Consider the following 25,693-nt stretch of genomic DNA (forward strand, 5'->3'; position numbering starts at 1 on the left):
ACCGCCGATTTTGTGCGTAGTAATACCAACAACCACAGCAAAACGTGGGCCGGGTCATGAGCGACGAACAGGAAAGCGCAGTGCAGGAGCTGCCTCTTATGGGGGCAGGGGACAAGCTGCGCGCTGCTCGCGAGGCCATGGGCGTCGATATCGAGCACATCTCTGCGCAGACCCGCATTCCCAACCGCCATCTCGAAGCGATCGAGAAGGGCAAGTTCGATTCTCTGCCCTCGCGAACCTATGCGATCGGCTTTGCGCGGAGCTTCGCCCGGGAAGTCGGTCTGGATGATGTTGAAATAGCTGACGAGGTTCGCGTCGAGCTGGCGGATATGCAATCGCACCGCGCGGTGATGGCTGCTGGGATGGAGCCGGGCGATTCAGCCAAGCTGCCCTCAGCCGGTCTCGCTTGGTTCGGCGCGTTTGCAGCGCTTTTGCTGGCTGCCGGCGTCGTGGCGTTTGTAAGCACCTATTTCGGGGCTGGCACAGGGCCAGGTCCGTTGATCGCCGAAGGCAATGCAGCCGAAGCTGAAGTGGACGCCGCACTCGCGGAGAATTCCGCAGGTGCAACGGGTCCGCTTAGTTCGGCAGGCCAAGTGGTGTTCACCGCGCTGGAAGACGGCATCTGGGTCCGCTTTTACGAGGATGGCGGCGAACGCCTGCTGGAAAAACAGATGTCGAGTGGCGAGAGTTTTGAACTGCCCGCAGGCGTAACAGAGCCGCGAATCAATACCGGCCGTCCTGACGCATTTGCCATCACGATCAACGGGCAGGCTGTCCCGAAGCTCTCCGATGAGCCAGTTACGCTCGGCGATACTCCGATTTCCGCAGCGGCCCTGCTCGCCCGGGCCGATGTGCCCGACAGCGCTATACCTGCGCCAAACTGAACCTTTCTGCCCTATTTCCCCTGCGTATAAGATGCTTCCCGGTCTCGACTTGACGGGCGGCAACCGGCACAGATTCTGTCCGTGTTCATGCGCGGCATCCTAGATGTCGCGAAGCCATTTGGCCGCGAACGGCAGCATTAGGCAGCTACCGCGTGCCCGCTCGGAGAATTCCGGGAGCAATGAGAGAGGGAGCCGACCAGAGATGAAAAGCCTCGCCGCGAAGACAACCACTCGCCTATTGGCGCTTGCCGTTGGTGCCGCGACAATCGCGACCAGCCCTGTTCCGGCGCTGGCGCAGGACTCAGCAACTGACACCCGCCTGCGCAAGATCGAAGCCGAAATCCGCGCGCTGCAACGCAACGTCTTTCCTGGCGGAGATGGCCGGTTTTTCGAACCGCAGATCGCCGCGGGAGAAACTGGCAGCAGCAGCGCAAACACCAACGCCAGAACCTCAACCACGGCTGTGACCGACATCTTGGCGCGGCTTGATGCGATTGAGCTGCAGATGCAGCGTTTGACGGCGATCACCGAAGAAAACACCAATTCGCTCTCGCTGGTGCAGACCAGGTTGGCAGCGCTTGAAACGAGCGACACACCTGCGCTGGCAACAGAAACCGCTACGGAAGGCGAAGAAGCCGCGACTGACACCAATCTGGCGATCATGACCGGCGGCGCGTCGGGAGATGGCGCAACCCGTCAAATCGAAACCGAAACGGCGAGTGATGCTGTCCAAGGTCCGAGTGCCGAGCGGCTCGCAGCCGTCCAGGCGATCACCAAGCCGCAGACGGACGATTCAGCGGATGACGAGTATTCCTATGGCTTCCGCCTTTGGAATGCTGGCTTCTACCCTGAGGCTCGTCAGCAGCTTTCCGGCTTTGTGGAGCAATATCCATCCCACTGGCGTGCAACCTATGGCCGCAACCTGTTGGGACGCGCGTTTCTTGACGATGGCATGGCGGAAGATGCCGCTCGTTGGTTCCTGCGCAATTATCAGGCCGATCGCACTGCGGCCCGGGCGCCCGACAGCCTGCTGTATCTCGCCGAAGCGATGATCACGCTGGAAGACACGCGCCGCGCCTGCATCGCGCTTGCGGAGTTTGGCGAGACGTATCCGGCCGTCGCGAGCGGGCGTTTGTCGAGCAAGTACGAAGAAAGCCGCGGCAAGGTAACCTGCGAGTAAGCGTCTGACTGGACGCAGTAGGGGGCTCTCATTGATAGGCCAGTCGATCCCGAACTGATCCGCCGCTTTGCCGAGCGGCTAGAGCGTCTGTGGCCCATCGATGAGCGGACTGGTCCGCTGGGACTGGCCGTTTCAGGCGGTCCCGATAGTCTCGCTCTGTTGTTGCTCGCCAATGATGCAATACCCGGTGAGATTGCAGTCGCCAGCGTCGATCACGGCCTGCGTCCCGAAGCGGCTGACGAAGTGGCTCTGGTCAAAGCCGTTTGCAATCAGCACGACATTCCCTTCACCGGGTTGAGCACGCGCGTAGGCGCGGGGAACCTCCAGGCCAAAGCGCGCGAGGCACGCTACCGGGTGTTGACCGAGTGGGTGCGTGACAAGGGTATCGGTGCGCTGGCCACCGCACATCATGCCGATGATCAGGCGGAAACGCTGCTGATGCGGCTCGCTCGGGGAAGCGGGCTATCGGGCCTCGCAGGCGTGCGGGCTGCTGCGTATCTTACCGATGGAGAGACGCCTCTGCTTCGGCCACTCCTCGGGTTCCGCAAAGCCGAACTGAAGGAGCTGGTCGCAACTTCGGGCATCCAAGCGGTGAGTGACCCCTCCAATGAAGACACAGCTTTTGATCGGGTGCGGATCAGGCAGCATCTCGCCAACCACGAATGGCTTGGCGTCGACGCCTTGGCGGCGAGCGCGGAAAATCTCGCCGAAGCGTGGCGAGCAATTGAATGGTATGCCGGGCTCGATTGGGATGAGATGGTCCACCGCGAAGACGCGGCCGCCTTTCGGTACTACGTCAATGTCCCTCGCGTGATCGCGGTTGAGACGATCTGCCGCATTATCGGAGAGCTTGGCGGTTTGGCGACGCGCAGCGAAGCGGCGCGCGCTTATGACCGGTTATGGCGTGACGAAAACGCCTCACTATCCGGTGTGCTCATCGTGCCGGGTGCCGAACGGATTGAACCGACAGGAGTGACAATGCGGGTTTGGCGCTTCGCTCCGGAGCCACCGCGCAACACCAACTAGTGCGCGCGACCGCGCCCCAAAGCCGGTTCAACCGAGCTTGTCGCCGACGCTAACCATCTTGCCGCGCGTGATCACAACAACGTCACCGCGTTTGGCGATCGCAAACAATTTCTCGGCAAACGGATCGGGCACTCCGACGCAGCCATGGCTGGCGTAGCCGTTGATCACAGGCGAGCCGTGAATTGCGATACCGTCCCATGTCAGACGCAAGGTCCACGGCATCGGCGCGTTGTTGTACTTCTCGGAAACGTTGTCCTTTTCCTTGGTCAGGATCGGGAACTTGCCGACGGGCGTTGGGTGGCTGCGGGTGCCGAGCAGAGCCACTGCCGTGCCGATTTCGTGGCCATCGCGGAATGCGCTGATCACACGCGCATCAAGATCGACGGTGATGACCAACTTGCCCTTTTTGGGCGCGCGCGATTCGTCCCAGAACCACTCGCCATATTTGATCGTGCCGGAGACCGGCAGGATGCTTTTGATGACGAAGGGATCGTTGCTTGCAACCTGACGCGATGCAGCGGGCACGCGGGTCGTAGGTTGCGGTGTCGGCAGTGTTTGAACCTGAGGCTCAGTAATCATTCGCGCAGCCGGGCCGCGCGGAGGCTCGGTATTGGCCAAATCCGGGGTTTCTACAGGCGCCGCATCTTCCAAAGGCGGAAGGCCGGGTTCGAACGGCTCGGGCGATGCACCCGCTTCGACCGATGGGCCGTAAGGTTGAGGCAAGCTTGGATCAACCACCAGCGATTCTCCGCCGGTTGTTGGATCAATCTTGCGGATCGCATCTTCGGCTTCGCTGGCAACTTGCTCAGCAGCATCGGCCGCCTGACCGGCGGAAGACTGGCCGATGGCGATGGTGGCACCGCCGGTGACGGCAGCGATTGCCGCTGCTGCGGCAATGTGGAGCGGTTTGAGTCCCTTAATCATGCGGAGCATTATGCCCTGTTAGGCGCGTAATCTCCAGAGGCTAACGCAGCGGCGTCCCTGCGAGGGACGGAGGAACCGTGAATTCGTTAACGTGAATTCTTGTTACTTGCGCGGTATTTGGCCCTCGCACTGCGCCGCATCTTACCCATGCGCCCCAAAGTGATTGGCGATTGTCGTGCCGATTCGCAGCGACAGATTGTAGGCACTTTCAATCGGATCGATCAGTTCTCGCCCAATTTTCGCATAGCCCTCGGTCCCGCTATCCGGGTAATCGGCAGGAGCCTCTACCGCGAAATCCTGCGGTGCCGGGAAATGCGTTGGGAAGGCGCGGCGCATCTGCGCCAGCGCATCGTCGATCCGCAGCGAGAACACCATTTCGAGCACGTCTTCGCGGCTGATATCATTGGCTCGGCTGAAGACCGGCACCGACACCGCCTTAAGGAAGATGTGCTGCATCAGGGCGAGCCGCAAAGCCTGCGCCGCCCCGATCATGCGCCGGGTGGTCTCGCGATTTTCGTCGCGCTCTTCGGCGGGTAGCAGGTCGAGCAAGCGGTGGAATTTGAGTGCATCGACCCGCAAGCGTGAAGCTAGGCGGCGGAACACCCCGGTCCGGTCATCCTTGGTGAGATATTCGGCCAGCGTTTCGCAGGCGTTCGACAAATGCGGTTCGGTCCCTCGATATGGGCGACTGGCCCAATAGGCGGAGTTGAACAGCTCGCCATGAGCCGCGACAGTTTTGATACTGGCGAGCGCATTGGAGGCGCGGGCGAGGCGCAGCAATTGCTGCCCGCGCGGGCTTTCCTCGATCAGCGCGGCGAGTTCCTCATAAGAACCATCGGCTGCACTTCCGATCCCGGCGATGACATTCACCGGGTAGCCAAGCTGTTGCAGGATCGAGTTATGCGGAATGGCGCGGATCTGGCGCAGGTTCATATCGCGGTCGGCGGACAGGTCCGATTGACGGCGCGAGACACGGCTTCCGGTCGAATTCAGCAGACCCAGCCCGAACGCAGTAACTGCACGCGAATAGGTCGCGCTGCGCAAATGCTGGCGTTGATGCGCGCGGATTGCGCGGTAGAAATCGAGGCTGATATCGGTGCGTTCGTAGAGCGGGTCGGCGCAGACCTCGGAGCGCTCAGGCCCTTCGGTCACGATCCGCGTAAGTGTCGCTCTGGCGAGCTCTGGGGTTGCGAAGTGGAGGTATCCGTCGCCGCCCTGGAAACTGACCTCGGGTTCAAGCTCAATCCCATTGCGTACGAAACGACTGCGCGCCCACAGGCTCATTGGCCAGGTTAGTCGGTCTGCAAACCCGCTAGGGTGTGCACCGCGGCCCATGCTTTCGCCGTGCGTGTTGAAGATCAGGGCGGCGACATCGGTCAGGCCGTTATTCTTCATCGCCTGCGCAAGGCGGCCTTGAAGCCGCTCAATCGCAAGGCTGGCCGGAATCTGCCCGACAAACCGCCCGGCATCGGAAAAGCCGGTCTGGATGCATGCGCGACCGCGCAGGCGTACATAGTCGCGGTACTGCTCTTCCGAGCAGAGCGCTTCGAGGAAGCGTCCGCCGTGCTCAAGCGCGCTTTCGGTTTCGAACAGAGGTGAGACGTCGACTTTGTCTTCAATGCCGAACAGCTTTGCGAAATAGAGCGACGCGAGAATGGTTGAAGGCTGTTCACATTCGGCGATCAACATGCGGATTGGCGTATCGGCGTCGATGTGTTCGAGGATCTGCGCCATTGCCAAGAATTGCCTGATCGCGGTCGAGCTTTCGATGGCGAGGCTGGCAAAGTTGGTGCGCAGCGGCTGCACCTCCTCAAGCATACGCCGCAATGTCGCCATTGCACCCTTGCTGGCGAGATCGAGCGCGGTTGGGTCTTTCAGCCTGCTCCGGATTGCGTTGTGCAACTGCTTGGCGTTCACCCGGAAGTGGATGTGTCCCATTCCAAGCCCATCGGCGCGCATCGCCGCCGCGAGTGACTTGAGAGCAATCGCGAGCGCTGTTTCGGCGCCTTGGGCCTCATCTTCCAACGCGGCGATGATCGGCGCGAGCGAAGTGAGCTTGGCCGGATCGTTCGCGCTCAACCGATTGGCAGCAGCAGAAAGATCATTGGGCGCAGTCAGGTCTTCGGAGAAATTGCGTGCGCTCCTAGCCGCTTGCTCCGCCCCTGCTTGGAGCGTGGAGATCAGGTCATGGGCTGGATTGATCGCTTCAAGATCAGCGGCGTATCGTGACAGTCGCTCTGCCTTTTCCGAGAGCCTGAACCGGATGGAGGTGTACCACTTGATATCGGTACGCCCGTCCATGTCGTAGCCAACCCAGCTCGCAAAACGGAATGGGATTGGACGGAATTCCTGCCATTTATCAGGGAATTGCTGCGCCGCATGCTGCAGCATCTCCTGCACAATTTTGGACCGCGCATCTTGCGCATTGGCGAGCGCCTTCACCACTTCGCCGTGCTCGTAATCGAGCGTGACCGCAGGGCGTTCACCACTTGCGCTGCAAACTGTACGATCAACCGCGCCTTCGGAACTCGCCGCTTGCGCGACTGCGCTGGACTGGTCCGGGGTCAGCAAGAAGGTCGGGTGCGCTGTAAACACAGCATGCAGGAATGGCGTTTCCCAATGCGCCTTGAATGCATCGAAGTCGTCCTGATTGGACAAGGCGTCCGCCAATGCCGTCTGGTTCGCCTCAGGCGCAACCGGCGAGAGGTTTCGCTGCAACCGCGCGGCACGTGCCTGAAGGCTGGCACACTCCAGTTCTTCAACCAGCGCCTCGAGTGCTGAGAGATCCATGGTCCCTCCTTCGAGAGCGCGCGAAATCTCCAGGCTGAGCTGAAACACCGGATTGAACAGCGGCGTTTCGCGCGTGCGGACGTGCAACTGCTTAAGCCGTTCCAGCAGGTCGGGGACGGTGTTGAGGGGAATCGTTTCGGTCACTTGCAATGTTCCTGAGCAAAGGCGGCTGCGGCACCATACAGGCCCGGTTGCGGATGGACGATAAGTTTGACGGGCAAGCTGGCCATCAGGCTCGCAAATCGCCCTTTAGCGGCAAAGCGCGAGGCGAAGCCGGAAGCGAGAAGAGTTTCGCGGATACGGTAGCCAAGACCGCCAGCGATAACCACGCCCGATGCGCCCTGGATCAGTGCGATATCACCGGCAACCGATCCCAGCGCCAGACAGAACCGGTCGACCGCTGCGGCAGCAAGGCTGTCTTCGCCAGACATGCCCGCTGTCCAAACCTCGATATCGTCGAGCTCCATAACCGCACGGCCCTCCATAGCGGCGAGCGTGTGGTAAATGTCGACGATGGCTGGTCCGGAGACGACACGCTCGTCTGACACCCTTGTATGCCGTTTGCGCAACTGCGCGAGAATGGCGTCTTCGATCGCGTCAACAGGGGCAAAGTCTCCGTGCCCGCCTTCAGTTGCCTGGACGTGCGTTTCACCGTTTGAACCGCGCCAGAAATGGGCAACGCCCAGGCCGGTGCCAGGACCGAGTACGCTGATAGTGCCCGTTGCCGGTAGCTCGACCTCAGGACCGGCAAGGTGCAGGAACTGCTCGGTAGGCGCGCGGGAGGCAGCATGAGCGACCGCAGCAAAATCGTTGACTATCGTAAAACGGTCGCAGCCGAGCTTTTCCTCGATCAACGGCGGGCGGATGATCCACGGATTGTTGGTGAAGCGGATGATATCCTGTTTGATCGGCCCTGCGACCGCCATGGAGACAGCGTCGGGCAGGGCGCCGCCCATGCGCTCGCGGTAGTCTTCCCAAGCGGTTTGGAAGCTCGCGTGATCTTCCGTGTGCAGTGTGGCTGGTTCACCGAGTGCAATCGAGCCATCCTCGGCGATCGTCGCAATGGCGAAACGCGCATGCGTTCCGCCAATGTCGACCGCGACGATTTCCGTTGAGCCGCTCGTCGGCATCAGAGGCCCGCGCTCGCAAGCATAGCGGAGGCGCCTTTTTCAGCGCCGTCCGCGTGTGTTTGCATCATCCGGAACAGCTCCCGGCCGACACCCCATTCAACCTGAGGGTCCGGGGCGGGGGTGCGTGAGGATAGATCGGAATCGGTCGAAAGCGCGCCTGTTTCTGCGCATACCCGGATGACGTCTCCATCCCGAAGCAGGGAGAGCGGACCACCGCCTTTCGCCTCAGGCGTACAGTGGATCGCTGCGGGCACTTTGCCGCTCGCGCCTGACATCCGGCCATCCGTGACAAGCGCGACCTTATGCCCGCGATCCTGCAGGACGGCGAGGGAAGGCGTCAGCGCGTGGAGTTCGGGCATACCATTGGCGCATGGACCCTGGAAGCGCACGACTACCACGACGTCCTTGTCGAGTTCACCGGCTTTGAACGCTGCGACGACATCGTGCTGGGTTTCGAAAACACGGCATGGCGCCTCTACCGTCCAGCGATCGCGCGCTACAGCCGATGACTTGAAGCACGCGCGGCCCAGATTGCCGGTGACCAGCTTCATCCCACCATCGGGCTGGAAAGCCTCGCTCACCGAGCGGAGCATGGAGTCATCGCGGGTTTCGGTGATGGGTGACCAGCCAAGCTCTTCTTCTTCGAGCACGGGTTCGGAGGTGTAGGCCTCCATCCCGCCTTCCGAGACGGTCAGGATATCACCGTGCGCCAGCCCGGAATCGAGCAATGTGCGGATGACATAGGCCATGCCGCCTGCACTGTGGAACTGGTTCACATCGCCCGAACCGTTGGGATACACCCGCGCCAGCAGCGGCACGACGCTCGACAGCTCGGCCATGTCGGTCCAGTCGATCACGATCCCCGCCGCGCGCGCCATTGCGGGGATATGGATCGCATGGTTGGTCGATCCGCCGGTGGCGAGCAGGCCGATCACCGCGTTCACGATTGCTTTCTCGTCAATGACTTGAGCGAGCGTGCGCTCTGTGGTTCCGGCAAGCTCGGCAAGACGATGCACGGCGGCGCGGTCCAGGGCCTGACGCAGCTTGGTGCCCGGCGTGACGAAGGCCGCGCTGGGCACGTGCAGACCCATCATCTCCATCATCATCTGGTTCGAATTGGCGGTGCCGTAAAACGTGCAAGTGCCAGGCGAGTGATAGCTGCCCAGCTCGCTTTCGAGGAGCGCATCGCGGCCAATCTCTCCGGCAGCGTATTTCTGGCGGGTTTCCTGCTTCTGCTTGTTCGAAATACCCGACGGCATTGGGCCTGACGGCACGAAAACGGCGGGCAGATGACCAAACCGCAGTGCGCCGATGATGAGGCCGGGCACGATCTTGTCACAGATGCCGAGTGCAGCGATGCCGTCATACATCTGATGGCTCAGCGCGACCCCGGTCGAGAGCGCGATTATGTCGCGGCTGAAGAGGGAGAGTTCCATCCCGTCTTCGCCCTGCGTCACCCCGTCACACATGGCTGGCGTGCCACCTGCAACCTGCGCGGTGGCGCCGACCTCGCGGGCATAGATCTTCATCCGATCGGGATAGCGGCCATAGGGCTGATGCGCGGAGAGCATATCGTTGTACGCGGTGACGATACCGATATTGGGGCCGCGCTTGTTCTTCATCGCGTCCTGATCCTCCAGCGCCCCGGCAAAAGCGTGGGCGAGATTGGAGCAGGCGACGTCCTTGTGCTCGGGCTTACGGTCGCCCTCGCGCTTCATCAGCTCGAGATAGGCGGCGCGGCTGGCGCGCGAGTTTTCGATGACGCGCTCGGTTACCCGGTGGATTGTGTCGTTGAGACTAGTCATGCGCAAACCTCAATCATGCCAAGTGACTCCGTCGCGTTCGGTCAGGGCGATCGCTGCGCTCGGCCCCCAAGTGCCTGCGCCATAGGTTTTCGGTGTGATGCCTGCTTCTTCCCAAACAGCGCGGATCGCGTCGACCCAATGCCATTGTGCTTCGACCTCATCACGGCGGACGAACAGTGTCTGATCGGCCTTGATCAGGTCGAGAAGCAGCCGTTCGTACGCGATCCGGCGATGCTGACCGACAAAGGCGTCGGGCATGGTAATTTCGAGCGGCACTTCGCGCAGTTTCACCCCGTCGACGCCGAGGCCGGGAACCTTCGCCATCAGCGAGAGGGTGATGTTTTCTTCGGGCTGGATGCCAATCACGAGCCGGTTCGGCTGCATGTTGGATGCGCCGCCCTGACCTTCGAAGATCGAGTGAGGCACGCTGCGGAACTGGACGACGATCTCTGTCACCCTCTCCGGCAGACGCTTGCCGGTACGCAGATAGAACGGCACGCCTTTCCAGCGCCAATTGTCGACATGCGCCTTGATCGCGACAAAGGTCTCGGTGTCGGAATCCGTGCCCAGTTCGTCGTCATAGCCCGGCACTGCTTCGCCTGTGATTGCGCCTGCGCGATACTGGCCGGTCACGGTTTCGCTGGGTTCGACTTCGCGGAGCGCACGAAGCGCCTTCACTTTCTCATCGCGGACTGCGGTTGCGTCGAAGCTGGTTGGCGGCTCCATCGCCACCAGCGCGAGCAATTGCAGCATATGGTTCTGCACCATGTCGCGCAGCGCACCGCTATCATCGTAATAGGCGACCCGCGATTCCAATCCGACCGTTTCGGCGACGGTGATCTGGACGTGATCGATATAGTTCGAATTCCAGATCGGCTCGAACAGGACATTGGCAAAGCGCAGCGCAAGCAGGTTCTGCACGGTCTCTTTGCCGAGATAATGGTCGATCCGGAAAATCCGGTCTTCGCTGAAGGCTTCGGCTACAGCATCGTTGATAGCGCAGCTGCTTTGGAGATCAGTGCCGAGCGGCTTTTCGAGGCCGATGCGGACGTGCTCTCCGGTCAGGCCGGCATGCTGAAGCCCGGCAATGGTCGGGCCGAACAGGCTGGGTGCGGTCGACAAAAAAATCGCCAGACCGCCTTCGCCGTCTTCACTGCCTGACGGACCGACCTTTTCGGCGAGCGCGTCAAAGCCTTCGAGCGTGCTGGCGTCGAGCGCCTGATAGCTCAGCCGGTTGAGAAATTCGGCCATCCCTCCGCGTCGCTCATCAGGCAGGAACGTCTCCAGCGCTTCACGCGCCATCTGACGAAACTCCTGATCGCTCATCTCGCTGCGCGCGGTGCCGATGATGCGTAGGTTTTCAGGCAGCAGGTTGTCTGCGTCGAGGGCGCACAGCGATGGCAGCAGCATCCGCCGGGACAGATCGCCGGTCGCGCCAAACAGCAGCAGCCGGTCGGCTGAAATCACAGGTGCGGCCATTCGTCGGGTCTCCCATCGGCACAGCTATGGAACAGTGCCTATCCGTCCTAGCGCGATGCGCAAATCTCGGCCATAGGTTGCATAGCTATTCAAATGCGCGCCGCATGAAGTCAGGGGCGCTTTGCCGGAGGGATCAGGCTTTGGACGCGCCAAAAACAGACTCCGGGCGCAAACCCGGACGAGTCACCAGTTTCGAAGTCGCCGAACGCGCTGGCGTGAGCCAGCCGACCGTGTCGCGCGCGCTTTCTGGTTCTTCAATGATCAGCGATGCGACCCGCGACAAGGTGCTCGTTGCGGCCAAAGAGCTTGGCTACTTCGTCGATGAGCGAGCCGCCCGGCTACGGCGTGGACATACGGGCACGCTGGCGACAGTGGTGATCTGCAAGCCCGGCGGCGGCGCGCGTGATGTCAACCCGTTCTCCTATGCATTGCTCGGCGGGATTTGCGCAGCTGCTGCTGAGCGCGGTCTGGAAGTCCTCGTTTCGCTGCAGGCTGAAGAAGACAAGCTGTTCGGGCACTTTGTCGAGCGCGGTCAGGCCGAGGGATTGATCGTGATCGGTACGACCGCAAACCGGACGGCTTGGGATTATTTCCGCAAGATCGGCGAGAAAACCGAACCGGTTGCCTATTGGGGTTCGCCACTCGGCGATCTCGATTGGGTTTCTTCCGACAATGACGTGGGTGCCAGACTGGCGGCCGAACATCTCGCCGAGCGTGGCTGCAAGAATGTGGTTTGCGTCGGTTCCAGCGGCAGTCCGCAGCGTCAATTTGCTGAGCGCGCCGACACGTTCCTGATGCGTGCAGACGAGCTCGGCATGAAGGCCGAACTCGTAGAGATCGAACCGGGCGGGGATCGGCGGGATCAAGGCCGGCTGGCGGCGGAAAAACTGCTGTCCAACAACATGGACTGCGACGGGATATTCGCCGTCTGCGATGCGCTCGCTTTTGGTGTCATGGAGGCATTGCAGGCGGCGGGAAAACATATCCCTGATGACATCAAACTGGTTGGTTTCGACGGGATACCCGCTAGCGAACTCACAAATCCGCCGCTCTCGACGATCGAACCCGACCTGGATCAGGCCGGGCGTCTGTTGGTGGAAGCCGTAACCGGCGACGGTCCGCACCCAAGCATCCGGCGCGTCCCGGTGAAATTGCTGGTGCGTGGAAGCAGTTGACGGCCCTGCACAACAAATCTGCCCGCTGATAAGGCAATCGCCGATCGTTAGCTCCCAGAAACACAGGATAGGCATTCTCGCCGTTTCGCCATGCTTCGGCGACTCTAGGGCTGTTTTGCCAGTCAAATCAGCGTTCTGCGAGGCTGCAATCGTAGTGATTACATAATTCAGTTATGTAAAACTAGAATGATGTTGCCGTGAATCTACAATCAAATACATAGAATCGAAGTATTATGATGAAATCAGCTCATGATTCGGTGATTTAGTAAGTTGCTGTAAGATAAATTGAATAACATGAAGCTGACCGGGTGTGGTATAATACCACCGTGCGGTCCGTGAGGCCGCGTCGCGCATGATACAAGCCAAACCATTTGGAGATTATCATGGCTAAAAAATCCAGCACTGCTCGTAAGACAATGATCGTGACCTTCAAGAAGAAGGATAAACGGGCAAAGTCAGACGACAAACAGTCGATCCTGCAAAATGCGATCGGTGAAGAGCTCAACTTCGTGACGGCTGACAGTGTTTCGACACAGGCACGGCCGGTCGCATCGGGGCAGGATATGATGAAGGTCGGCTACGACGTGAATCGCTACGAAGCGCCAATCCTGATTGCCAATCTGACCGATGCCGAGGTCGAAAAGCTCAAGAAGGACAAGGACATTGCCCGCGTCGAGGAAGACGGGGAAATGTTCGCTCTCGACGGGCCTGACGCGCTTGCGCAATCGATCCCTCCAGGTGTCTCGCAGATCAAGGCGCCAGATGCGTGGCCCAGCAGCATGGGCGAAGGCATCAAGGTGTTCATTTGCGACACCGGCATCGATTCCGATCACCCCGATCTTGTAAAGAACCTGCGCACCGGCAAAAGCTTCGTACCGACCGAAAGCACGACCGAAGACTTCAACGGACACGGCACACATTGTGCGGGCACCGTGGCTGCGGTCGACAACAATATCGGCGTCGTCGGAGTGGCGCCCTATGCCTACCTCTATCCAGTGAAGGTGCTGTCCAGCACGGGTAGCGGCAGCTGGAGCTATCTCATCGCCGGTCTCGACTGGATTATGTCGAAGAAGGGCGCACGCGTTGCCAGCATGAGCCTTGGTGGAGGCGGTGCGCCGCAAGCGCTCGCCGATATGTGCGAGGCCGCTTATGACGACGGCGTCCTGCTCGTGGCTGCTGCCGGCAATAGCGGGAACGGTGTCCAACCGCTTTTCCCAGCACGCTATCCGCATGTGATGGCTGTTTCGGCGATCGACTTTAACGATCAACTGGCGTCGTTCTCGAATACCGGGTCGGAAATCGAGCTCGCCGCTCCCGGTGTTTCGATCCGCTCGACCACGCGCGGCGGCGGATACGGCAATCTGAGCGGCACTTCGATGGCGTGTCCGCATGTCTCAGGTGCGGCAGCGCTGACCTGGGGTTCGCATCGAAGCGTGAACAACAAGCAAGTGCGCTGGTTGCTCAACACCTTTGCGGACAAGATTGGCGATCAGGACCCGAACAAGTTCGGCAATGGCCGCGTCGACTGCAACACGTCGGCGTTCTGGATCGGCACGCCGCAAGAGCATACGCTCTGAAGCACGCCGATGAACTGAACTGAGTCGATTTGGGGGCAGGACATGGAAAACGAGCCACTTGCGGTAACAATCATTCCGTTGGTGGATGCGTTTGAGCGTCCTGTCCCCTCTTCGCGCAAGACCCGCGAGACGGTGCCCGCTGGCTATGGCCGGCGCGAGCAGTGTCGCCCTTTCGTCGAAGCAAACGGAGCCGGCCTGACGATCCCATCCCCGTTTGCGTGGGGGTATTGCCTGGAGAAAGATGTTCCAGCAGGCGCACGCGCATTCCGCTCACCTGTATCGGGCGGATGTTCTGCGCGAGTATTCTATGTTCAGGACGATGCAGCAAACCACTTTCGCGGAAATCAGTTTGCGGTGCCTGACAGCGTCACCGCGCGGACCGGACCCATGGCTATTCCGGGGCTGAGCTTCTTCGAAATGTCCGACCAGCAGCAACAGGTGAAGTTGCATCTGCCCTATATCCTGCGCACTGACGAAGGCATGGCGTTGCTGTTTGTCCCGCCGATCAACCGCTCAAGGACCGACGGATTGCAACTGCTTTCCGGTCTTGTCGAGACCGCTTGGTACGCGGATGCTGTCAACATGGTTTTCACCCTGCCGCCAATTGATCAGCCGGTCCATGTGCAGACCGGCGAGCCGCTGGCGCAGGCGATTCCGGTCCCAACTGCAGCGACGCGGACCAAAGTTGACTTGGCGGAAAGCCATCGCAAGCAAGTGCGAGTTACGCTCGATGCCATGGCCGAATGGCGGACGCAGAAAACCGAGGACCGCTCGGCCTACAAACGCCTCGCTAAGTCGCGCTGACGCTCTCTTGAGCCTTATTCAGGAAGCGCCTGCATCTCGCCATCTGGTTCGACGCGCTTGATTGCAGGGTCGTTCGCGAGCGCTTTGAGGCCGTTCGCATCAATCTCTGCCACTATGATCGGCATGCTCTGCATCCGATTCACTATTTTCACGCCTTGCATCGCACTCACATCAGCGGACGAGTTCTCTTCCAAGGTGATAATCACGCGCTGTTTGTATTCGCTGTCCTGCTCGTTCCGCTCGAAAACGGCCGCGAGTTCGGGACTGATTGAGGCAGGCATAGTACCCTCTTTCGTGTCGAGAATTGGGCCCGGGTCAGCCGCATCCGGCGGCTCCACGACAGAGTCGCCATTGCCCAGAGATGCTTCGTCGACGCAGGCAGACACCAAAACTGTGCAACAGGCGATCATAGCCATCCTGCCCGGGCGAAGGTTCCCAATCATTGTCATGGATTGACCATAGCACAATTGGGCAGGTTTGTGTGGCCCAATCCTGCCAAGCGCGCTGCACTAGACGGGCCTTACATCGACTGAGCAGGACAGAAACGTGTTGGGGCCAAAGCTGGTCAGGAAGCTTACGTCGGCTGCATCGCGGCCCACGCCGATCTTCGCGGTCTGAGTGGGGTCGGCCATGCCTGTGGCGTCGATCAAATGCCATGCGCCGCCGTCTTCGTTTTGCGGGTTTTCGAGAAACACTTCGGCGACGGCGTGGAAGTCCTGCGGGGTCACCCCAGGGGCGTAGCATGCGACATAGCGAGCCGGAATGGTGGAAGCCCGCGCGAGCGTAACGAGGACATGCGCGTAGTCGCGGCATATCCCCTGCCGACTGACAAAGCTCTCCGCCGCATCGGTTGAAGCGTTGCTGGAGCCGGGCACATAGCTGAACTTGGTGGCAAGCCACTGGCTGATCGCTTCGATCCGCGCGCCGCCTTCGGTTCCGGCGAACTCCTCATGCACAAAGTTCTGAAACATGTCGGCTTGGCAATATCGGGAATCGAACAGGTACTGGACCGCTTCGCCCGGCATTCGGTGCGGTGCGATGCGTGACAGAGAAGAGATGTCGGTCACAATCCGCCGCGGTTCGATTGTCGCTTGGTATTCGACTTCGATCAGGCCCTCAGCGCGCAGCCAAATCCGTTCGCCGATATCGTCATGAGCACCCACGCGCGCAAAGTGCTCCGTCGCGCTGACGTTCGTTTTCGCCTCAAGCACCGATTGCTCGGGAAGAGCAGCCACTTCGAATTGCAAGAGCGCGTCAGTCGGCTGATCGAGCTGAAAGGCGAAGTGGGTCGAGATAGCGATGGTCATGTGCTGTCCCAACGTCTGCAAACAAGAGAATGGTAGACCCATTGCGCATGGATGACGAGAAAGCCACGCAAATCAGGTTCGATACAGCATTTGAACTTGCGAATTCGGCGAACCAATGTCTGATTGAAAGCGCAAAAGAGTCCACTTGTCGCTGTTGTCGCGCACAGCATAGAACAGCACTTTATCAATCATCAGGGGCGTTGAATTCCATGCATTTTCGAATCCGTTCGAGCAGAGTTCTGGCGATGTCACTTGTTCTAGCAGGCCCTGCGGTGGCGCAGGATGATCACAGCGCAGACGACACACCCGACTTTGCAGCTATGAACGCAGAAGAACTGGTCCAAACACTGCGATCTTCCAAAAACCGGTGGAGGGAAGAGCCGTGCGACTTTGGTGAGCCGCTATTCACGGCGATGTCGAGCAAGATGCCGGACAACCCGAGCGTTCATCGCACTTTGAAATTCTCGCAGATATTCTGCGCCGATGAGCAGGGAGAATACGCGAAGGGCGCAGCATATGTTGCAGAGCTTGAAACGACAGATCCCGAAGTCAACCTCCTAAGTATGGCACTGTATTTCGGTCGACGAAGTGAGGATGCCGATGGTGTGCTAGCACGGTTGCGTAAGCTTGATTTCGACGGCGCTAGCGAACTTGATGAAGAGAGCTTCTGGCCGGTCACCTGGATGATCTATGATGCGGGTAAGGCGGACGAACTGAACGACCTAGCACTCGAATGGTCCCAAACTGGAATATTCGGTGCCTTGAGTCTCAATCTGCAGTCGGGTTTGGCGTTTCGTGCACTAGGATCGGCAGCGCGTCAGGAGCGCGGCGATCTAGCAGGCGGCTTGCTCAACTACATTACCAGCCCGCGAAGCTATGTGAGCCTGCTGACTGATCGAAAATACGAAACAATCTGGCCTCAGATCGAGCAACGCGCTGGCAAGAATCTCTCTTCGACTGGGAAGCGCAATGTTGAATTGACGCTGGCTCGACTGGAGAATTCCCCCTCGGACCGCGATCGGTTCTCTGACGCTGCGCATGCACTGCATTTCAATGGTCAGTTTGAGGACGCGATTGACTTGGCGGATCAATGGCAACGGCGCGAAGAGCGCGGTGTCGCGCTTGAAGAAGGTGATGCATGGGCGCTGAATATTCAGGCCTATGCCTATGACTCGCTTGGACAGACCGCCAAGGCGGATGCAGTGTTCGACAGGCTGGCAGCAGTCGATCCAGACGAGAATGGCTGGGTGGTGAGCTTCGTCATCAACCGCGCATCCCGGTTGGTCGGGCAAGGGCGATGGGAAGAAGGGCTGGCAGCGACCGAACTGGCGCGTTCTGTGGCAGAAGAGAACGGCAACACCTATGCCAAGTTGCTCATCGCGAGAGACCGAGCTTGTGCGCTCTTGAAGCTGGACCGAATGGATGCCGCAATGAGCGAGTTGGAATTCATGCGAGAGAACGTGGATGATGGTGCGAAGATAGTTGTCCAAGGCCTATTGTGCTTCGGTTTCAAAGATGAAGCGGCGAAGATCATGTTGGACATGTTCGCCGACCCAGACAAACGAGTCACAGCAATCGATGCGTTCGAAGTGGGAGATCTCGACCTGTTCTACACGCAATCGCTACTGCCAGATGCCAGCGATCTACTCGCCACATCGCCCGAATTGGCAGCTGAACTGGCGAAGTATATGCGCCCCATGCCGGAGGATCTTATCCCCGCCGCCTCACTGAAACGGGTGAAGCTCGACCTGCCAAGCTGGAACTGACCTGAGCATTTCGACCAGTCCGTTCGCAACGAAGTGGAACGACGGTCACACTTTCCTACTTGGGCCGACCCCGCTACCACTGGTAGCGATTTGGGTTGCACCGGAGAAAGCGTTTGAGTTGGAAAAGTGTCAACTTTGCCATTTGGGCTCAAAATCCTGATAAATCGAGGGAAATAGGCGATATGATTGCCTGACGGGGTGTCAGTTTTGTCAACTTCGTTCGTCGCGTCTGGGCTAGTCTGATGTGATCACGCCGAACAGGTCATGCGCGTCGGCGTCTTCGACGGAGACGGTAACGATGTCTCCAGCGGCCAGTGTTTCGGGAACGTTGCGCAGATACACCGCTCCATCGATTTCCGGCGCATCAGCCTGGGAGCGTCCGGTCGCGCCAATATCGCCGTCTTCGTCGGGTTCGCCGACCTCGTCGATGATCACTGGAATATCCCGCCCGACTTTTGCGGCGAGCTTGGCCGCGCTGATCCGGGCGGTGACTTCCATCAGGCGCTGGTAGCGATCTTCCTTCACCTCTTCGGCGACAGGGTCGGGCAAGTCATTCGCCTTGGCACCTTCGACAGGTTCGAAGCGGAAAGCGCCGACGCGGTCGAGTTGTGCTTCTTCGAGCCAATCGACAAGATATTGGAAGTCTTCTTCGGTTTCTCCGGGAAAGCCGACGACGAAGCTCGAACGCACGGCGATGTCGGGGCAAATGTCGCGCCAGCTCTTGAGCCGGTCGAGCACTTTGGCCTCGTTCGCCGGGCGGCGCATGGATTTCAGAACCTTGGGTGAGGCATGCTGGAACGGGATGTCGAGATACGGTGTCAGCAGGCCCTCCGCCATCAGCGGGATTACCTTGTCGACATGCGGATAGGGGTAGACATAATGCAGTCGCACCCACGGAGGCCTGCCGTCCGGAGTGCGCAGCTGGCCCAGTTCACGCGCCAGATCAGTCATGTGCGCCCGGACCGGCGAGCCTTTCCACATCCGCTCTTCATGCCGGGTATCGACGCCGTAAGCCGATGTATCCTGGCTGATCACCAGCAGCTCTTTCGTGCCAGCTGCGACCAGCTTTTCCGCCTCGCGCAGAACCGCATCAATCCGTCGGCTCGCCAGCTTTCCGCGCAGATCGGGAATGATGCAGAAAGAGCAGGAGTGATTGCAGCCTTCGGAAATTTTCAGATAGCTGTAATGGCGCGGGGTCAGCTTGATGTCAGGCTGCGGGATCAAGTCCACAAACGGTCCCTGCGACGGCGGCGCGTGTTCATGCACCGCTTCAACCACGGCTTCGTATTGGTGCGCTCCGGTGACTGCGAGCACTTGTGGATGCGCCGCGCGGATCGCGTCAGCCTCTTCGCCCATACAGCCGGTAACAATCACGCGGCCATTTTCCGAGATTGCCTCACCGATGGCAGCAAGGCTCTCTTCCTTGGCGCTGTCGAGGAAGCCGCAGGTGTTCACCAGCACCACGTCGGCGCCTTCATAATCGGGGCTCATCGCATAGCCATCGGCGCGCAGCCGGGTGAGGATACGTTCGGAATCCACGAGCGCTTTGGGGCAGCCGAGGCTGACCATGCCGACGCGTTTCTGATCGGGGAGTGAAGAGGGTGTGCTTGCCATTATGCGCGGCCCACTACACGGGTTCGAGCGATTCCGCTACAGATTGGTCGGTCGCGTGAGGAGGGAACTTATATGAACGATTTCGCAGTGTGGCCGGTGCTCGCTGGAGCAGCCGCGTTCTTCGTCGTTGGAGCCATCTGGTACGGCGCGCTCTTCAGCAAAGCGTGGCAAAATGCTGCGGGCATGTCTGACGAAGATGTACAGAGCGGCAATATGGCGCTCATTTTCGGGCTGACATTCCTGTTCGAAATGCTGATCGCGATGGTGCTGTGGCACCTCGTCGCACGGACCAATCCAGCGCCGCATGTCGTGATGATGATGTCGGTCGGTTTCGCGGTCGGCGTGATGGTTCCGGCGGTGGGAATTCACTACCTTTATCTGCGCAAGACGTTGAAGCATTTCCTGATCGATGCCGGACACATGATTGTCGGCATGGCGGTGATGGGCGGGGTGTTTTTGCTCTTCAGACAGGGGCCTTAACTGCCCCCATTTCCGTTGGAGTGTCCATCACCGCGAGAATTGCCATTTTCGGTCGGGACAATCTCTACGATGATATCGCCCGCTTGCAGGTTCTGACATTCGTCTTCCCAGAACCCGATGGCACGCCCATTGCGGTAGATTCGCAGGCCGCGTCCGCCGGTTTGCAGTTCCGAAATCGAGCAGCCGCATTCTTCTTCTTCGACCACGCGTTCGACCAGTTGCACGCGGCCGGTCACCGAAGCGAGGTCGGCCAAATAGTCTGCTATGTGGGCGCCTTGCGCTGAGCCTGCGAGCAGCAGTCCTGTGAAACGCACCGGATTGATGACATTGTTTGCACCAGCCTGCCGCGCCAGCAGCTCATTGTCGTCTGCGCGCACGACCACGCTGATCGGCACCTTGGGCGCGAGATGGCGCACGGTCAGCACGATCAGGATCGAAGTGTCGTCCCGCCCCGCCGACACCAGCACACTGTCCGCTTCATGGATGCGCACTGCCTTCAGCGTCTCGTCGCGGGTCGCATCGGCGGCCATCACATTGACTCCGAGCTTTTCGGCCTCGTGCAGCCGTTCCTCGCTTGGATCGACAACAACGATATTGCTCGGATCGCTGCCGCGCTCGATCAGTTCCTCGACGCTCTGCGAGCCCGATACGCCGTAGCCGAGCACGACCACATGGCCGCTGAGTTGTTCCTGGATCTTGGCCATGCGCCACTTCTCCCAGCTGCGCTTGATGATGAAATTGTAGGCGGTGCCCACAAAAATGAAGAACACCGCAAATCGGATGGGTGTCACGATAACTGCCTCCACAAGCCGCGCACGGTCGCTGATCGGGGCGATGTCACCAAAGCCGGTGGTGGTGATCGAGATCATGGTGAAATAAACGACGTCGAGAAAACTGACCTCGCCATCGAGATTGTCGACCAGCCCTTCGCGATCGAACCAGTGGATCATGATGACGATGAAGATCAGAACCAACGCCGCGCCGAGGCGGATGCTCAAATCGCCCCAAATCGGCAGACGCACTGCACGGCGCAGCGGTTTGAACCGCTTTTTCTTGCGGCGCTTGGGCGTGTTGCCCGAAAAGATACGATCCACGTCGCGCTTCGCCATGCGTCTGTGCTCCCTCGCGCGCCTTAGCTCTCGAAACGCCCGGCAAGCGTGTCGATCGAGGAATAGTGCGTCAGGTCTAGTTGAAGCGGCGTCACCGCCACATAGCCATCGTCGATTGCTTCGAGGTCGGTGCCATGGTCGAGCGTGTGTTCGATAGCGTGCAGGCCGAACCAGAAGTAACGATGCCCGCGCGGGTCGCGCCCTTCGACAATCGAGCCGCGCGAATAGTCGTGAAAGCCCTGTCGGACGACGCGAATGCCATTCACTGCCTCAGGGGCGCGCGGCGGGAAATTTACATTGACGAGAGTCCGCTCGGCAAAAGGTGCATCAAGCAGTGGTTTGATCACTTTCGCCCCCCACTCCCGCGCGGCGCCAAATTCGGTGTCCGTGCCGTTCGTCTCGCGGCTGTAGACCTGGCTAAGTGCGATGGCGCGGATTCCCGCAAGCGCACCTTCAATCGCGGCTGACACGGTGCCCGAATAGGTGATGTCATCGCCGAGATTGGCTCCGCGATTGACGCCGGACAGGATCAGGTCGGGTGGGCCATCCATCACTTCGCGAAGTGCCATCATGACGCTGTCTGTCGGGGTGCCGGTGACAGCAAAGCGGCGCTCGGCAAACTTCTGCAAGCGGACAGGGCGGTTGAGCGTTAGCGAGTGGCCTGCACCCGATTGCTCTTCGGATGGCGCACAGACCCAAATGTCGTCGGAGAACTGCCGCGCGATCTCTTCCAGCACCTCAAAACCGGGCGCGTGGTAGCCATCGTCATTGGTCAGAAGGATGCGCATTACGAGGCGGGCTCCAGCTTGGTGACCCCTCCCATATAGGGATGCAGCGCCTCTGGCACGGCGACGCTACCATCAGTCTGTTGGTAATTCTCGATAATTGCCACCAACGTGCGACCCACTGCGAGGCCGGAGCCGTTGAGCAAGTGGAAGAACTCGGTCTTCTTCTTCTCACCCTCGGGCCGATAGCGCGCGTTCATTCGGCGCGGCTGGTATGTGCCGCCATCGGAGCACGAGCTGATCTCGCGATAGGCACCTTGGCCGGGCAGCCAGACCTCGAGGTCATAGGTCTTCATCATGTTGCCCATGTCACCCGCGCATAGCGCCACTACGCGGTAATGCAGGCCAAGCGCCTGAAGCAATCCTTCGGCGATCGAGGTGATGCGCTCGAGTTCGGCAGGGGCTTGCTCGGGTAGCGCCGCACTGATCAGCTCAACCTTCTCGAACTGATGCTGCCGGATGAAGCCGCGCGTGTCGCGCCCTGCTGCGCCCGCTTCCGAGCGGAAGCAGGGGGTCAGCGCCGTGATACGCATAGGGAAATCGCTCTCGGTAAAGATCTGCTCGCGGAAGGAATTGCCCAGTGTCATCTCCGACGTGGAGATCAACAGGCGACCATCGGTGGTGCGGAACAGGTCTTCGGCAAACTTGGGCAACTGGCCGGTGCCGTACCCCGCTTCTTCATTGATCAGCAGCGGCGGATTGCATTCGGTGTAGCCGTGATCGCGTGTGTTCGTGTCGAGCATGAATTGACCGAGCGCACGGTGGAGCCGGGCAATATCGCCGCGTAGGAAGGTGAAACGTGCACCGGAGATCTTCGCACCGGTTTCAAATTCCATACCCAGCGCCGGGGCGATATCAGCATGCTCCTTGGGCTCGAAATCGAAGCTCGGCTTTTCACCCCATTCGCGCAGGAAGACATTGTCCTCTTCGCTTTCCCCATCGGGGACCGAAGGATCGAGCAGGTTGGGCAGGGCAAGCATTGTTGCTTTCAACTGCTCGGCGAACGTCCGATCGCGCTCCTCGAGATCAGGCATTGTCTTTTTGAGTTCGGCAACTTCTGCCTTCAGCGCCTCTGCCTTTTCGGTGTCGCCCTGGCCCATCGCCTGGCCAATCGCCTTCGAGGCTTCGTTGCGGCGTGATTGCGCTTCTTGGAGCTGCGTTGTCAGCTTGCGGCGCTCTTCGTCCAGCGCAACTATCGCCTTGGCAACAGGCTCCATTCCGCGCCGTGCGAGCACTGCGTCGAAAGCGTCGGGATCGTCTCGGATCAAGCGAATATCGTGCATGCGCAGCGCTTAGAGCCTGCTGCATCGATTTGAAAGTGCTGAGAATGGGCGGGGTCGGCGCATGGGTTTGGAGAGGAGCGCCGACCCCTAAGAGAACCGCCTAGAAATTGACCTCAGCCGTTAAGAAGAAGCGCCGTGGATCGCCGTAGAACCCGGTCAGCGTTCCTTCGAGGCCGAGTGTCGGGACGAATGGTGTGCCCGGAGGCGTGCCGCCCGCGACAAAGTTGTACCCGGCGACGATGTATTCCTTGTCGAACAGGTTCTTCACATGCCCGCCGATGGAGAAAAGCCCGCTGTCGCTGGTGTAAACGATGCTGGCGTCGACCAGCACAAAGCCATCCTGATCAAGGAAGGGGTTGGGCGTTTCAAATTGGCTCGCATCGGAACGCAGCGAGGCGTTGCCGATGAAATCGATCATCCCGTCGGCTGCGGGGACACCGAGAACAAAGCCCATATGGCCAGTAATGTCCGGCGTGTTCTGGAACACCCGCTGGTCGGCAACATCGACCCCGAAGGCGTCGATGAACGTGTTGAAGCTCGCATCGAGCACGCCCAGCGACCAATTGACGTTGAAGCGGCTGCCGTCGCCCCAGAAATCGCGGCCAACCAGCGCGCTGCCTTCGAACTCGAAGCCGTTGACGTCCGCCGATGCGGCGTTGGACGTGATGCCGATGAAGCTGTCATTCACCCCGTCGCCATTGGAATCCAGTCCGACCGAACCAGGTATCTGAACGTCGTCATACTGGCCGAGGAATGCTGCGAGGCTGATGTTCAGCCGGTTGTCGAGCAGCGAGGCCTTCCAACCGATTTCGTAACTATCGACGGTCTCGGGCGCGAAGCGCAGGAATTCGAACTGATCGTCGAAATCGACATCGCCATCGCCGTCGAGATCGGGCGCGGCGGTGGTCTGCCCGCGCGGGTCGAAGCCGCCGCCTTTGAAGCCCTGCGAATAGGTGAAATAGATGTTGTGATCGGGCGTCGGAGTCCAGCTGATCGAAGCGCGCGGATTGAAATCCTTGAACGTTTCGCTGCCTTGGAAATCGCTGGTGGTCGCGATTGGAATGGCGGCGCTACCCGGCACGAAAAGGTCTGAGAAGCCGCCGATGAATGTGGTGCGCAGCACCCGGCTGGTGCGCTCGTCATTGGTGTAACGGCCACCCAAAGAGACGCTGATCGTGTCGGTCACATCGAAGGTGAAATCGCCGAACACCGACCACGTCTTTGTCCCGACATCGCCCAATGTCTGCGCGTTCAGGCCCGGCAGGTTGATTAGAGTGCCCGTGTTGAACAGCGCCACGTCGAACGCGGTAAAGGCGTTGGCGTCGAGGTAGTAGAACCCAAGCACGCCCGAAAGCCGGTCGCCTTCGTAAAGCAGTTGCAGTTCCTGACTGAACTGGTCGTTCTCATAGATCGCTGGCACATCTAGATCGGCGGCGGGCAGGCTGTCGAAGTCAATCGGCGTTGTCGAGGAATCCTCTCGGTAGCCGGTGATCGATTTCAGCGTCAGCGTGTCGGTCAGCTCAATCGCGATGTTGAGCGCGCCGCCATAGGCCTCAACCTCCTGATCGACGACGTCGAGACCTGCTCGGGTATCGAACACGTCATCCAGCACTGGCGCGCCGGTGAACAGGCCGGGGATCAGTCGCGAACCCTGCCGCGCTTCGCTTTCGTCAATGATGTAATCACCCGACAGGCGGACGAAGAGCGGTCCATTGTCGAATTCTATGGTCCCACGCGCGCCCCACACATCGCGGTTGTAGTTCTCGGTGCCGAGGTTGAGATTGTCGCCGAAGCCGCCACGCGAGAGGCGCGCGCCGCTGGCACCGATCTTGAGGTTGTCGGTGATCGGGGTTGATCCGCTGATGATCAGGTCGGCCTGGTTGAACGAACCGTATGTGCCGCGAATGGACACGCTGGTTTCGTCGGGCAGGGCCGCAGTCACATACTTGATCGCGCCGCCAATCGTGTTGCGTCCGTAGAGCGTCCCCTGCGGGCCGCGCAGGATCTCGATCCGTTCGACGTCATAGATATCGAGCACGGCGGCCTGTGGGCGGTTGAGATAGACGTCGTCGACATAGAGGCCGACGCCCGCTTCGAAGCCTGCAACCGGGTCCTGCTGGCCGACGCCGCGGATGAAGGCGGTGAGGGTGGTGTTGGTGCCGCGACTGACTTCGAGCGTGATATTGGGAACAACCTGCGCGAGTTCGGTCAGCGCCTGCACGCCGTTGCGCTCCAGTGTTTCGCCCGTGATCGCGGTGACAGACAGCGGCACATCGATCAGCCGCTCGTCCCGCCGCCGGGCGGTGACGATAATGCCCGGACCTTCGTTTACATCAGCAACGTCGCCGTCGACGCCGGTCCCGTTTCCGGGCGCATCCTGAGCAGCAGCAGGTGCCGCAATTGCAGCAAGGCCTGCACACCCGGCGAGCAGCAGCGCACGGCTGCGAAGTACGGTTTTCATGGTCGGTTCCTCTCCAAACCCTCTAATGAATGGTTCAATATTGAAAGTTGAACCAACTTTCAAGTTAGGACTTGTGCGCGATACCATCGCGCCCTAGGCACACATCCAAGGAGT

At 60.0% G+C, this 25,693-nt stretch carries 20 protein-coding genes; 8 read left to right on the forward strand and 12 right to left on the reverse strand.

The window, feature by feature from the left end:
* Window positions 1-56 precede the first annotated feature (56 nt).
* From Q0837_RS00555 to tilS, 3 genes are all read left to right on the forward strand, one after another.
* Window positions 57-884: a helix-turn-helix domain-containing protein gene (locus tag Q0837_RS00555; protein ID WP_298463840.1), complete on the forward strand. Its 828-nt coding sequence runs from the start codon at window positions 57-59 to the stop codon at window positions 882-884.
* A 202-nt stretch (window positions 885-1,086) separates the two neighbouring features.
* A complete protein-coding gene (locus Q0837_RS00560) occupies window positions 1,087-2,064 on the forward strand; it encodes a hypothetical protein (protein WP_298463843.1) in 978 nt (325 codons plus the stop codon).
* Between the two features lie 96 nt (window positions 2,065-2,160).
* The gene (gene tilS, locus Q0837_RS00565; RefSeq protein WP_298469702.1) at window positions 2,161-3,090 is read left to right on the forward strand and encodes a tRNA lysidine(34) synthetase TilS; all 930 of its coding nucleotides are present in this window, start codon (window positions 2,161-2,163) and stop codon (window positions 3,088-3,090) included.
* A gap of 27 nt (window positions 3,091-3,117) precedes the next feature.
* On the opposite strand, the gene Q0837_RS00570 is transcribed toward tilS, so the two are convergent.
* From Q0837_RS00570 to zwf, 5 genes are all read right to left on the reverse strand, one after another.
* On the reverse strand, window positions 3,118-4,014 hold the full coding sequence (locus Q0837_RS00570) for a L,D-transpeptidase family protein (RefSeq protein ID WP_298463845.1): 897 nt from the start codon (window positions 4,012-4,014) through the stop codon (window positions 3,118-3,120).
* 141 nt (window positions 4,015-4,155) lie between these two features.
* Window positions 4,156-6,948: a phosphoenolpyruvate carboxylase gene (locus Q0837_RS00575; RefSeq protein ID WP_298463848.1), complete on the reverse strand. Its 2,793-nt coding sequence runs from the start codon at window positions 6,946-6,948 to the stop codon at window positions 4,156-4,158.
* Window positions 6,945-7,934 (reverse strand): glucokinase, encoded by a 990-nt coding sequence (glk, locus tag Q0837_RS00580; RefSeq protein WP_298463851.1) that lies wholly within the window; start codon window positions 7,932-7,934, stop codon window positions 6,945-6,947. The genes Q0837_RS00575 and glk overlap by 4 nt, the downstream gene beginning before the upstream one ends.
* Window positions 7,934-9,739 (reverse strand): phosphogluconate dehydratase, encoded by a 1,806-nt coding sequence (gene edd, locus Q0837_RS00585; protein ID WP_298463854.1) that lies wholly within the window; start codon window positions 9,737-9,739, stop codon window positions 7,934-7,936. The genes glk and edd overlap by 1 nt, the downstream gene beginning before the upstream one ends.
* A gap of 9 nt (window positions 9,740-9,748) precedes the next feature.
* A complete protein-coding gene (gene zwf, locus Q0837_RS00590; RefSeq protein ID WP_298463857.1) occupies window positions 9,749-11,218 on the reverse strand; it encodes a glucose-6-phosphate dehydrogenase in 1,470 nt (489 codons plus the stop codon).
* 140 nt (window positions 11,219-11,358) lie between these two features.
* Between zwf and Q0837_RS00595 the strand changes: the two genes are divergently transcribed.
* From Q0837_RS00595 to Q0837_RS00605, 3 genes are all read left to right on the forward strand, one after another.
* Complete coding sequence (locus tag Q0837_RS00595; RefSeq protein ID WP_298463860.1) at window positions 11,359-12,393, forward strand: LacI family DNA-binding transcriptional regulator; 1,035 nt, start codon at window positions 11,359-11,361, stop codon at window positions 12,391-12,393.
* Between the two features lie 383 nt (window positions 12,394-12,776).
* Window positions 12,777-13,970 carry a S8 family peptidase gene (locus Q0837_RS00600; protein ID WP_298463863.1) on the forward strand — a complete coding sequence of 398 codons (1,194 nt, stop codon included), beginning with the start codon at window positions 12,777-12,779 and terminating at the stop codon, window positions 13,968-13,970.
* A 42-nt stretch (window positions 13,971-14,012) separates the two neighbouring features.
* Window positions 14,013-14,774, forward strand: coding sequence for a DUF6065 family protein (locus Q0837_RS00605; protein WP_298463866.1), 762 nt, complete (start codon window positions 14,013-14,015; stop codon window positions 14,772-14,774).
* A 14-nt stretch (window positions 14,775-14,788) separates the two neighbouring features.
* Here Q0837_RS00605 and Q0837_RS00610 read toward each other — a convergent pair whose 3' ends face one another.
* Window positions 14,789-15,055 carry a hypothetical protein gene (locus Q0837_RS00610; RefSeq protein ID WP_298463868.1) on the reverse strand — a complete coding sequence of 89 codons (267 nt, stop codon included), beginning with the start codon at window positions 15,053-15,055 and terminating at the stop codon, window positions 14,789-14,791.
* Between the two features lie 228 nt (window positions 15,056-15,283).
* Window positions 15,284-16,081, reverse strand: coding sequence for a transglutaminase family protein (locus Q0837_RS00615; RefSeq protein WP_298463871.1), 798 nt, complete (start codon window positions 16,079-16,081; stop codon window positions 15,284-15,286).
* Window positions 16,082-16,326: 245 nt separating this feature from the next.
* Between Q0837_RS00615 and Q0837_RS00620 the strand changes: the two genes are divergently transcribed.
* Window positions 16,327-17,847 (forward strand): hypothetical protein, encoded by a 1,521-nt coding sequence (locus tag Q0837_RS00620; protein WP_298463874.1) that lies wholly within the window; start codon window positions 16,327-16,329, stop codon window positions 17,845-17,847.
* A gap of 234 nt (window positions 17,848-18,081) precedes the next feature.
* Here the strand turns inward: Q0837_RS00620 and rimO are convergent, their stop codons facing one another.
* Window positions 18,082-19,461, reverse strand: coding sequence for a 30S ribosomal protein S12 methylthiotransferase RimO (gene rimO / locus Q0837_RS00625; RefSeq protein ID WP_298463877.1), 1,380 nt, complete (start codon window positions 19,459-19,461; stop codon window positions 18,082-18,084).
* Window positions 19,462-19,533: 72 nt separating this feature from the next.
* Here rimO and Q0837_RS00630 point away from each other — a divergent pair, with 72 nt between their 5' ends.
* The gene (locus Q0837_RS00630; RefSeq protein WP_298463879.1) at window positions 19,534-19,941 is read left to right on the forward strand and encodes a DUF1761 domain-containing protein; all 408 of its coding nucleotides are present in this window, start codon (window positions 19,534-19,536) and stop codon (window positions 19,939-19,941) included.
* Here the strand turns inward: Q0837_RS00630 and Q0837_RS00635 are convergent.
* The 4 genes from Q0837_RS00635 to Q0837_RS00650 all read right to left on the reverse strand — a co-directional run bounded on the left by Q0837_RS00635 (window position 19,938) and on the right by Q0837_RS00650 (window position 25,579).
* Window positions 19,938-21,050 (reverse strand): TrkA family potassium uptake protein, encoded by a 1,113-nt coding sequence (locus Q0837_RS00635; protein WP_298463882.1) that lies wholly within the window; start codon window positions 21,048-21,050, stop codon window positions 19,938-19,940. The two genes, Q0837_RS00630 and Q0837_RS00635, sit on opposite strands and share 4 nt — an antisense overlap.
* 23 nt (window positions 21,051-21,073) lie before the next feature.
* Window positions 21,074-21,838, reverse strand: a complete 765-nt coding sequence (gene surE, locus Q0837_RS00640) for a 5'/3'-nucleotidase SurE (protein WP_298463885.1) — start codon at window positions 21,836-21,838, stop codon at window positions 21,074-21,076.
* The gene (gene serS / locus Q0837_RS00645) at window positions 21,838-23,118 is read right to left on the reverse strand and encodes a serine--tRNA ligase (RefSeq protein WP_298463888.1); all 1,281 of its coding nucleotides are present in this window, start codon (window positions 23,116-23,118) and stop codon (window positions 21,838-21,840) included. The genes surE and serS overlap by 1 nt, the downstream gene beginning before the upstream one ends.
* 100 nt (window positions 23,119-23,218) lie before the next feature.
* Window positions 23,219-25,579 (reverse strand): TonB-dependent receptor, encoded by a 2,361-nt coding sequence (locus Q0837_RS00650; protein WP_298463889.1) that lies wholly within the window; start codon window positions 25,577-25,579, stop codon window positions 23,219-23,221.
* Between the last annotated feature and the right edge of the window lie 114 nt (window positions 25,580-25,693).

The organism is uncultured Erythrobacter sp. (assembly GCF_947499705.1).
GTDB lineage: Bacteria > Pseudomonadota > Alphaproteobacteria > Sphingomonadales > Sphingomonadaceae > Erythrobacter.

What these genes read in the sequence shown, in the direction of transcription:
- Q0837_RS00570 (WP_298463845.1), bottom strand. Translation starts at nt 4,014, where the DNA reads ATGATTAAGGGACTCAAACCGCTCCACATTGCCGCAGCAGCGGCAATC.
- surE (WP_298463885.1), bottom strand. Translation starts at nt 21,838, where the DNA reads ATGCGCATCCTTCTGACCAATGACGATGGCTACCACGCGCCCGGTTTT.
- serS (WP_298463888.1), bottom strand. Translation starts at nt 23,118, where the DNA reads ATGCACGATATTCGCTTGATCCGAGACGATCCCGACGCTTTCGACGCA.
- Q0837_RS00615 (WP_298463871.1), bottom strand. Translation starts at nt 16,081, where the DNA reads ATGACCATCGCTATCTCGACCCACTTCGCCTTTCAGCTCGATCAGCCG.
- Q0837_RS00600 (WP_298463863.1), top strand. Translation starts at nt 12,777, where the DNA reads ATGGCTAAAAAATCCAGCACTGCTCGTAAGACAATGATCGTGACCTTC.
- zwf (WP_298463857.1), bottom strand. Translation starts at nt 11,218, where the DNA reads ATGGCCGCACCTGTGATTTCAGCCGACCGGCTGCTGCTGTTTGGCGCG.
- Q0837_RS00630 (WP_298463879.1), top strand. Translation starts at nt 19,534, where the DNA reads ATGAACGATTTCGCAGTGTGGCCGGTGCTCGCTGGAGCAGCCGCGTTC.
- Q0837_RS00555 (WP_298463840.1), top strand. Translation starts at nt 57, where the DNA reads ATGAGCGACGAACAGGAAAGCGCAGTGCAGGAGCTGCCTCTTATGGGG.
- Q0837_RS00560 (WP_298463843.1), top strand. Translation starts at nt 1,087, where the DNA reads ATGAAAAGCCTCGCCGCGAAGACAACCACTCGCCTATTGGCGCTTGCC.
- edd (WP_298463854.1), bottom strand. Translation starts at nt 9,739, where the DNA reads ATGACTAGTCTCAACGACACAATCCACCGGGTAACCGAGCGCGTCATC.
- Q0837_RS00650 (WP_298463889.1), bottom strand. Translation starts at nt 25,579, where the DNA reads ATGAAAACCGTACTTCGCAGCCGTGCGCTGCTGCTCGCCGGGTGTGCA.
- glk (WP_298463851.1), bottom strand. Translation starts at nt 7,934, where the DNA reads ATGCCGACGAGCGGCTCAACGGAAATCGTCGCGGTCGACATTGGCGGA.
- Q0837_RS00620 (WP_298463874.1), top strand. Translation starts at nt 16,327, where the DNA reads ATGTCACTTGTTCTAGCAGGCCCTGCGGTGGCGCAGGATGATCACAGC.
- rimO (WP_298463877.1), bottom strand. Translation starts at nt 19,461, where the DNA reads ATGGCAAGCACACCCTCTTCACTCCCCGATCAGAAACGCGTCGGCATG.
- Q0837_RS00610 (WP_298463868.1), bottom strand. Translation starts at nt 15,055, where the DNA reads ATGCCTGCCTCAATCAGTCCCGAACTCGCGGCCGTTTTCGAGCGGAAC.
- Q0837_RS00605 (WP_298463866.1), top strand. Translation starts at nt 14,013, where the DNA reads ATGGAAAACGAGCCACTTGCGGTAACAATCATTCCGTTGGTGGATGCG.
- Q0837_RS00635 (WP_298463882.1), bottom strand. Translation starts at nt 21,050, where the DNA reads ATGGCGAAGCGCGACGTGGATCGTATCTTTTCGGGCAACACGCCCAAG.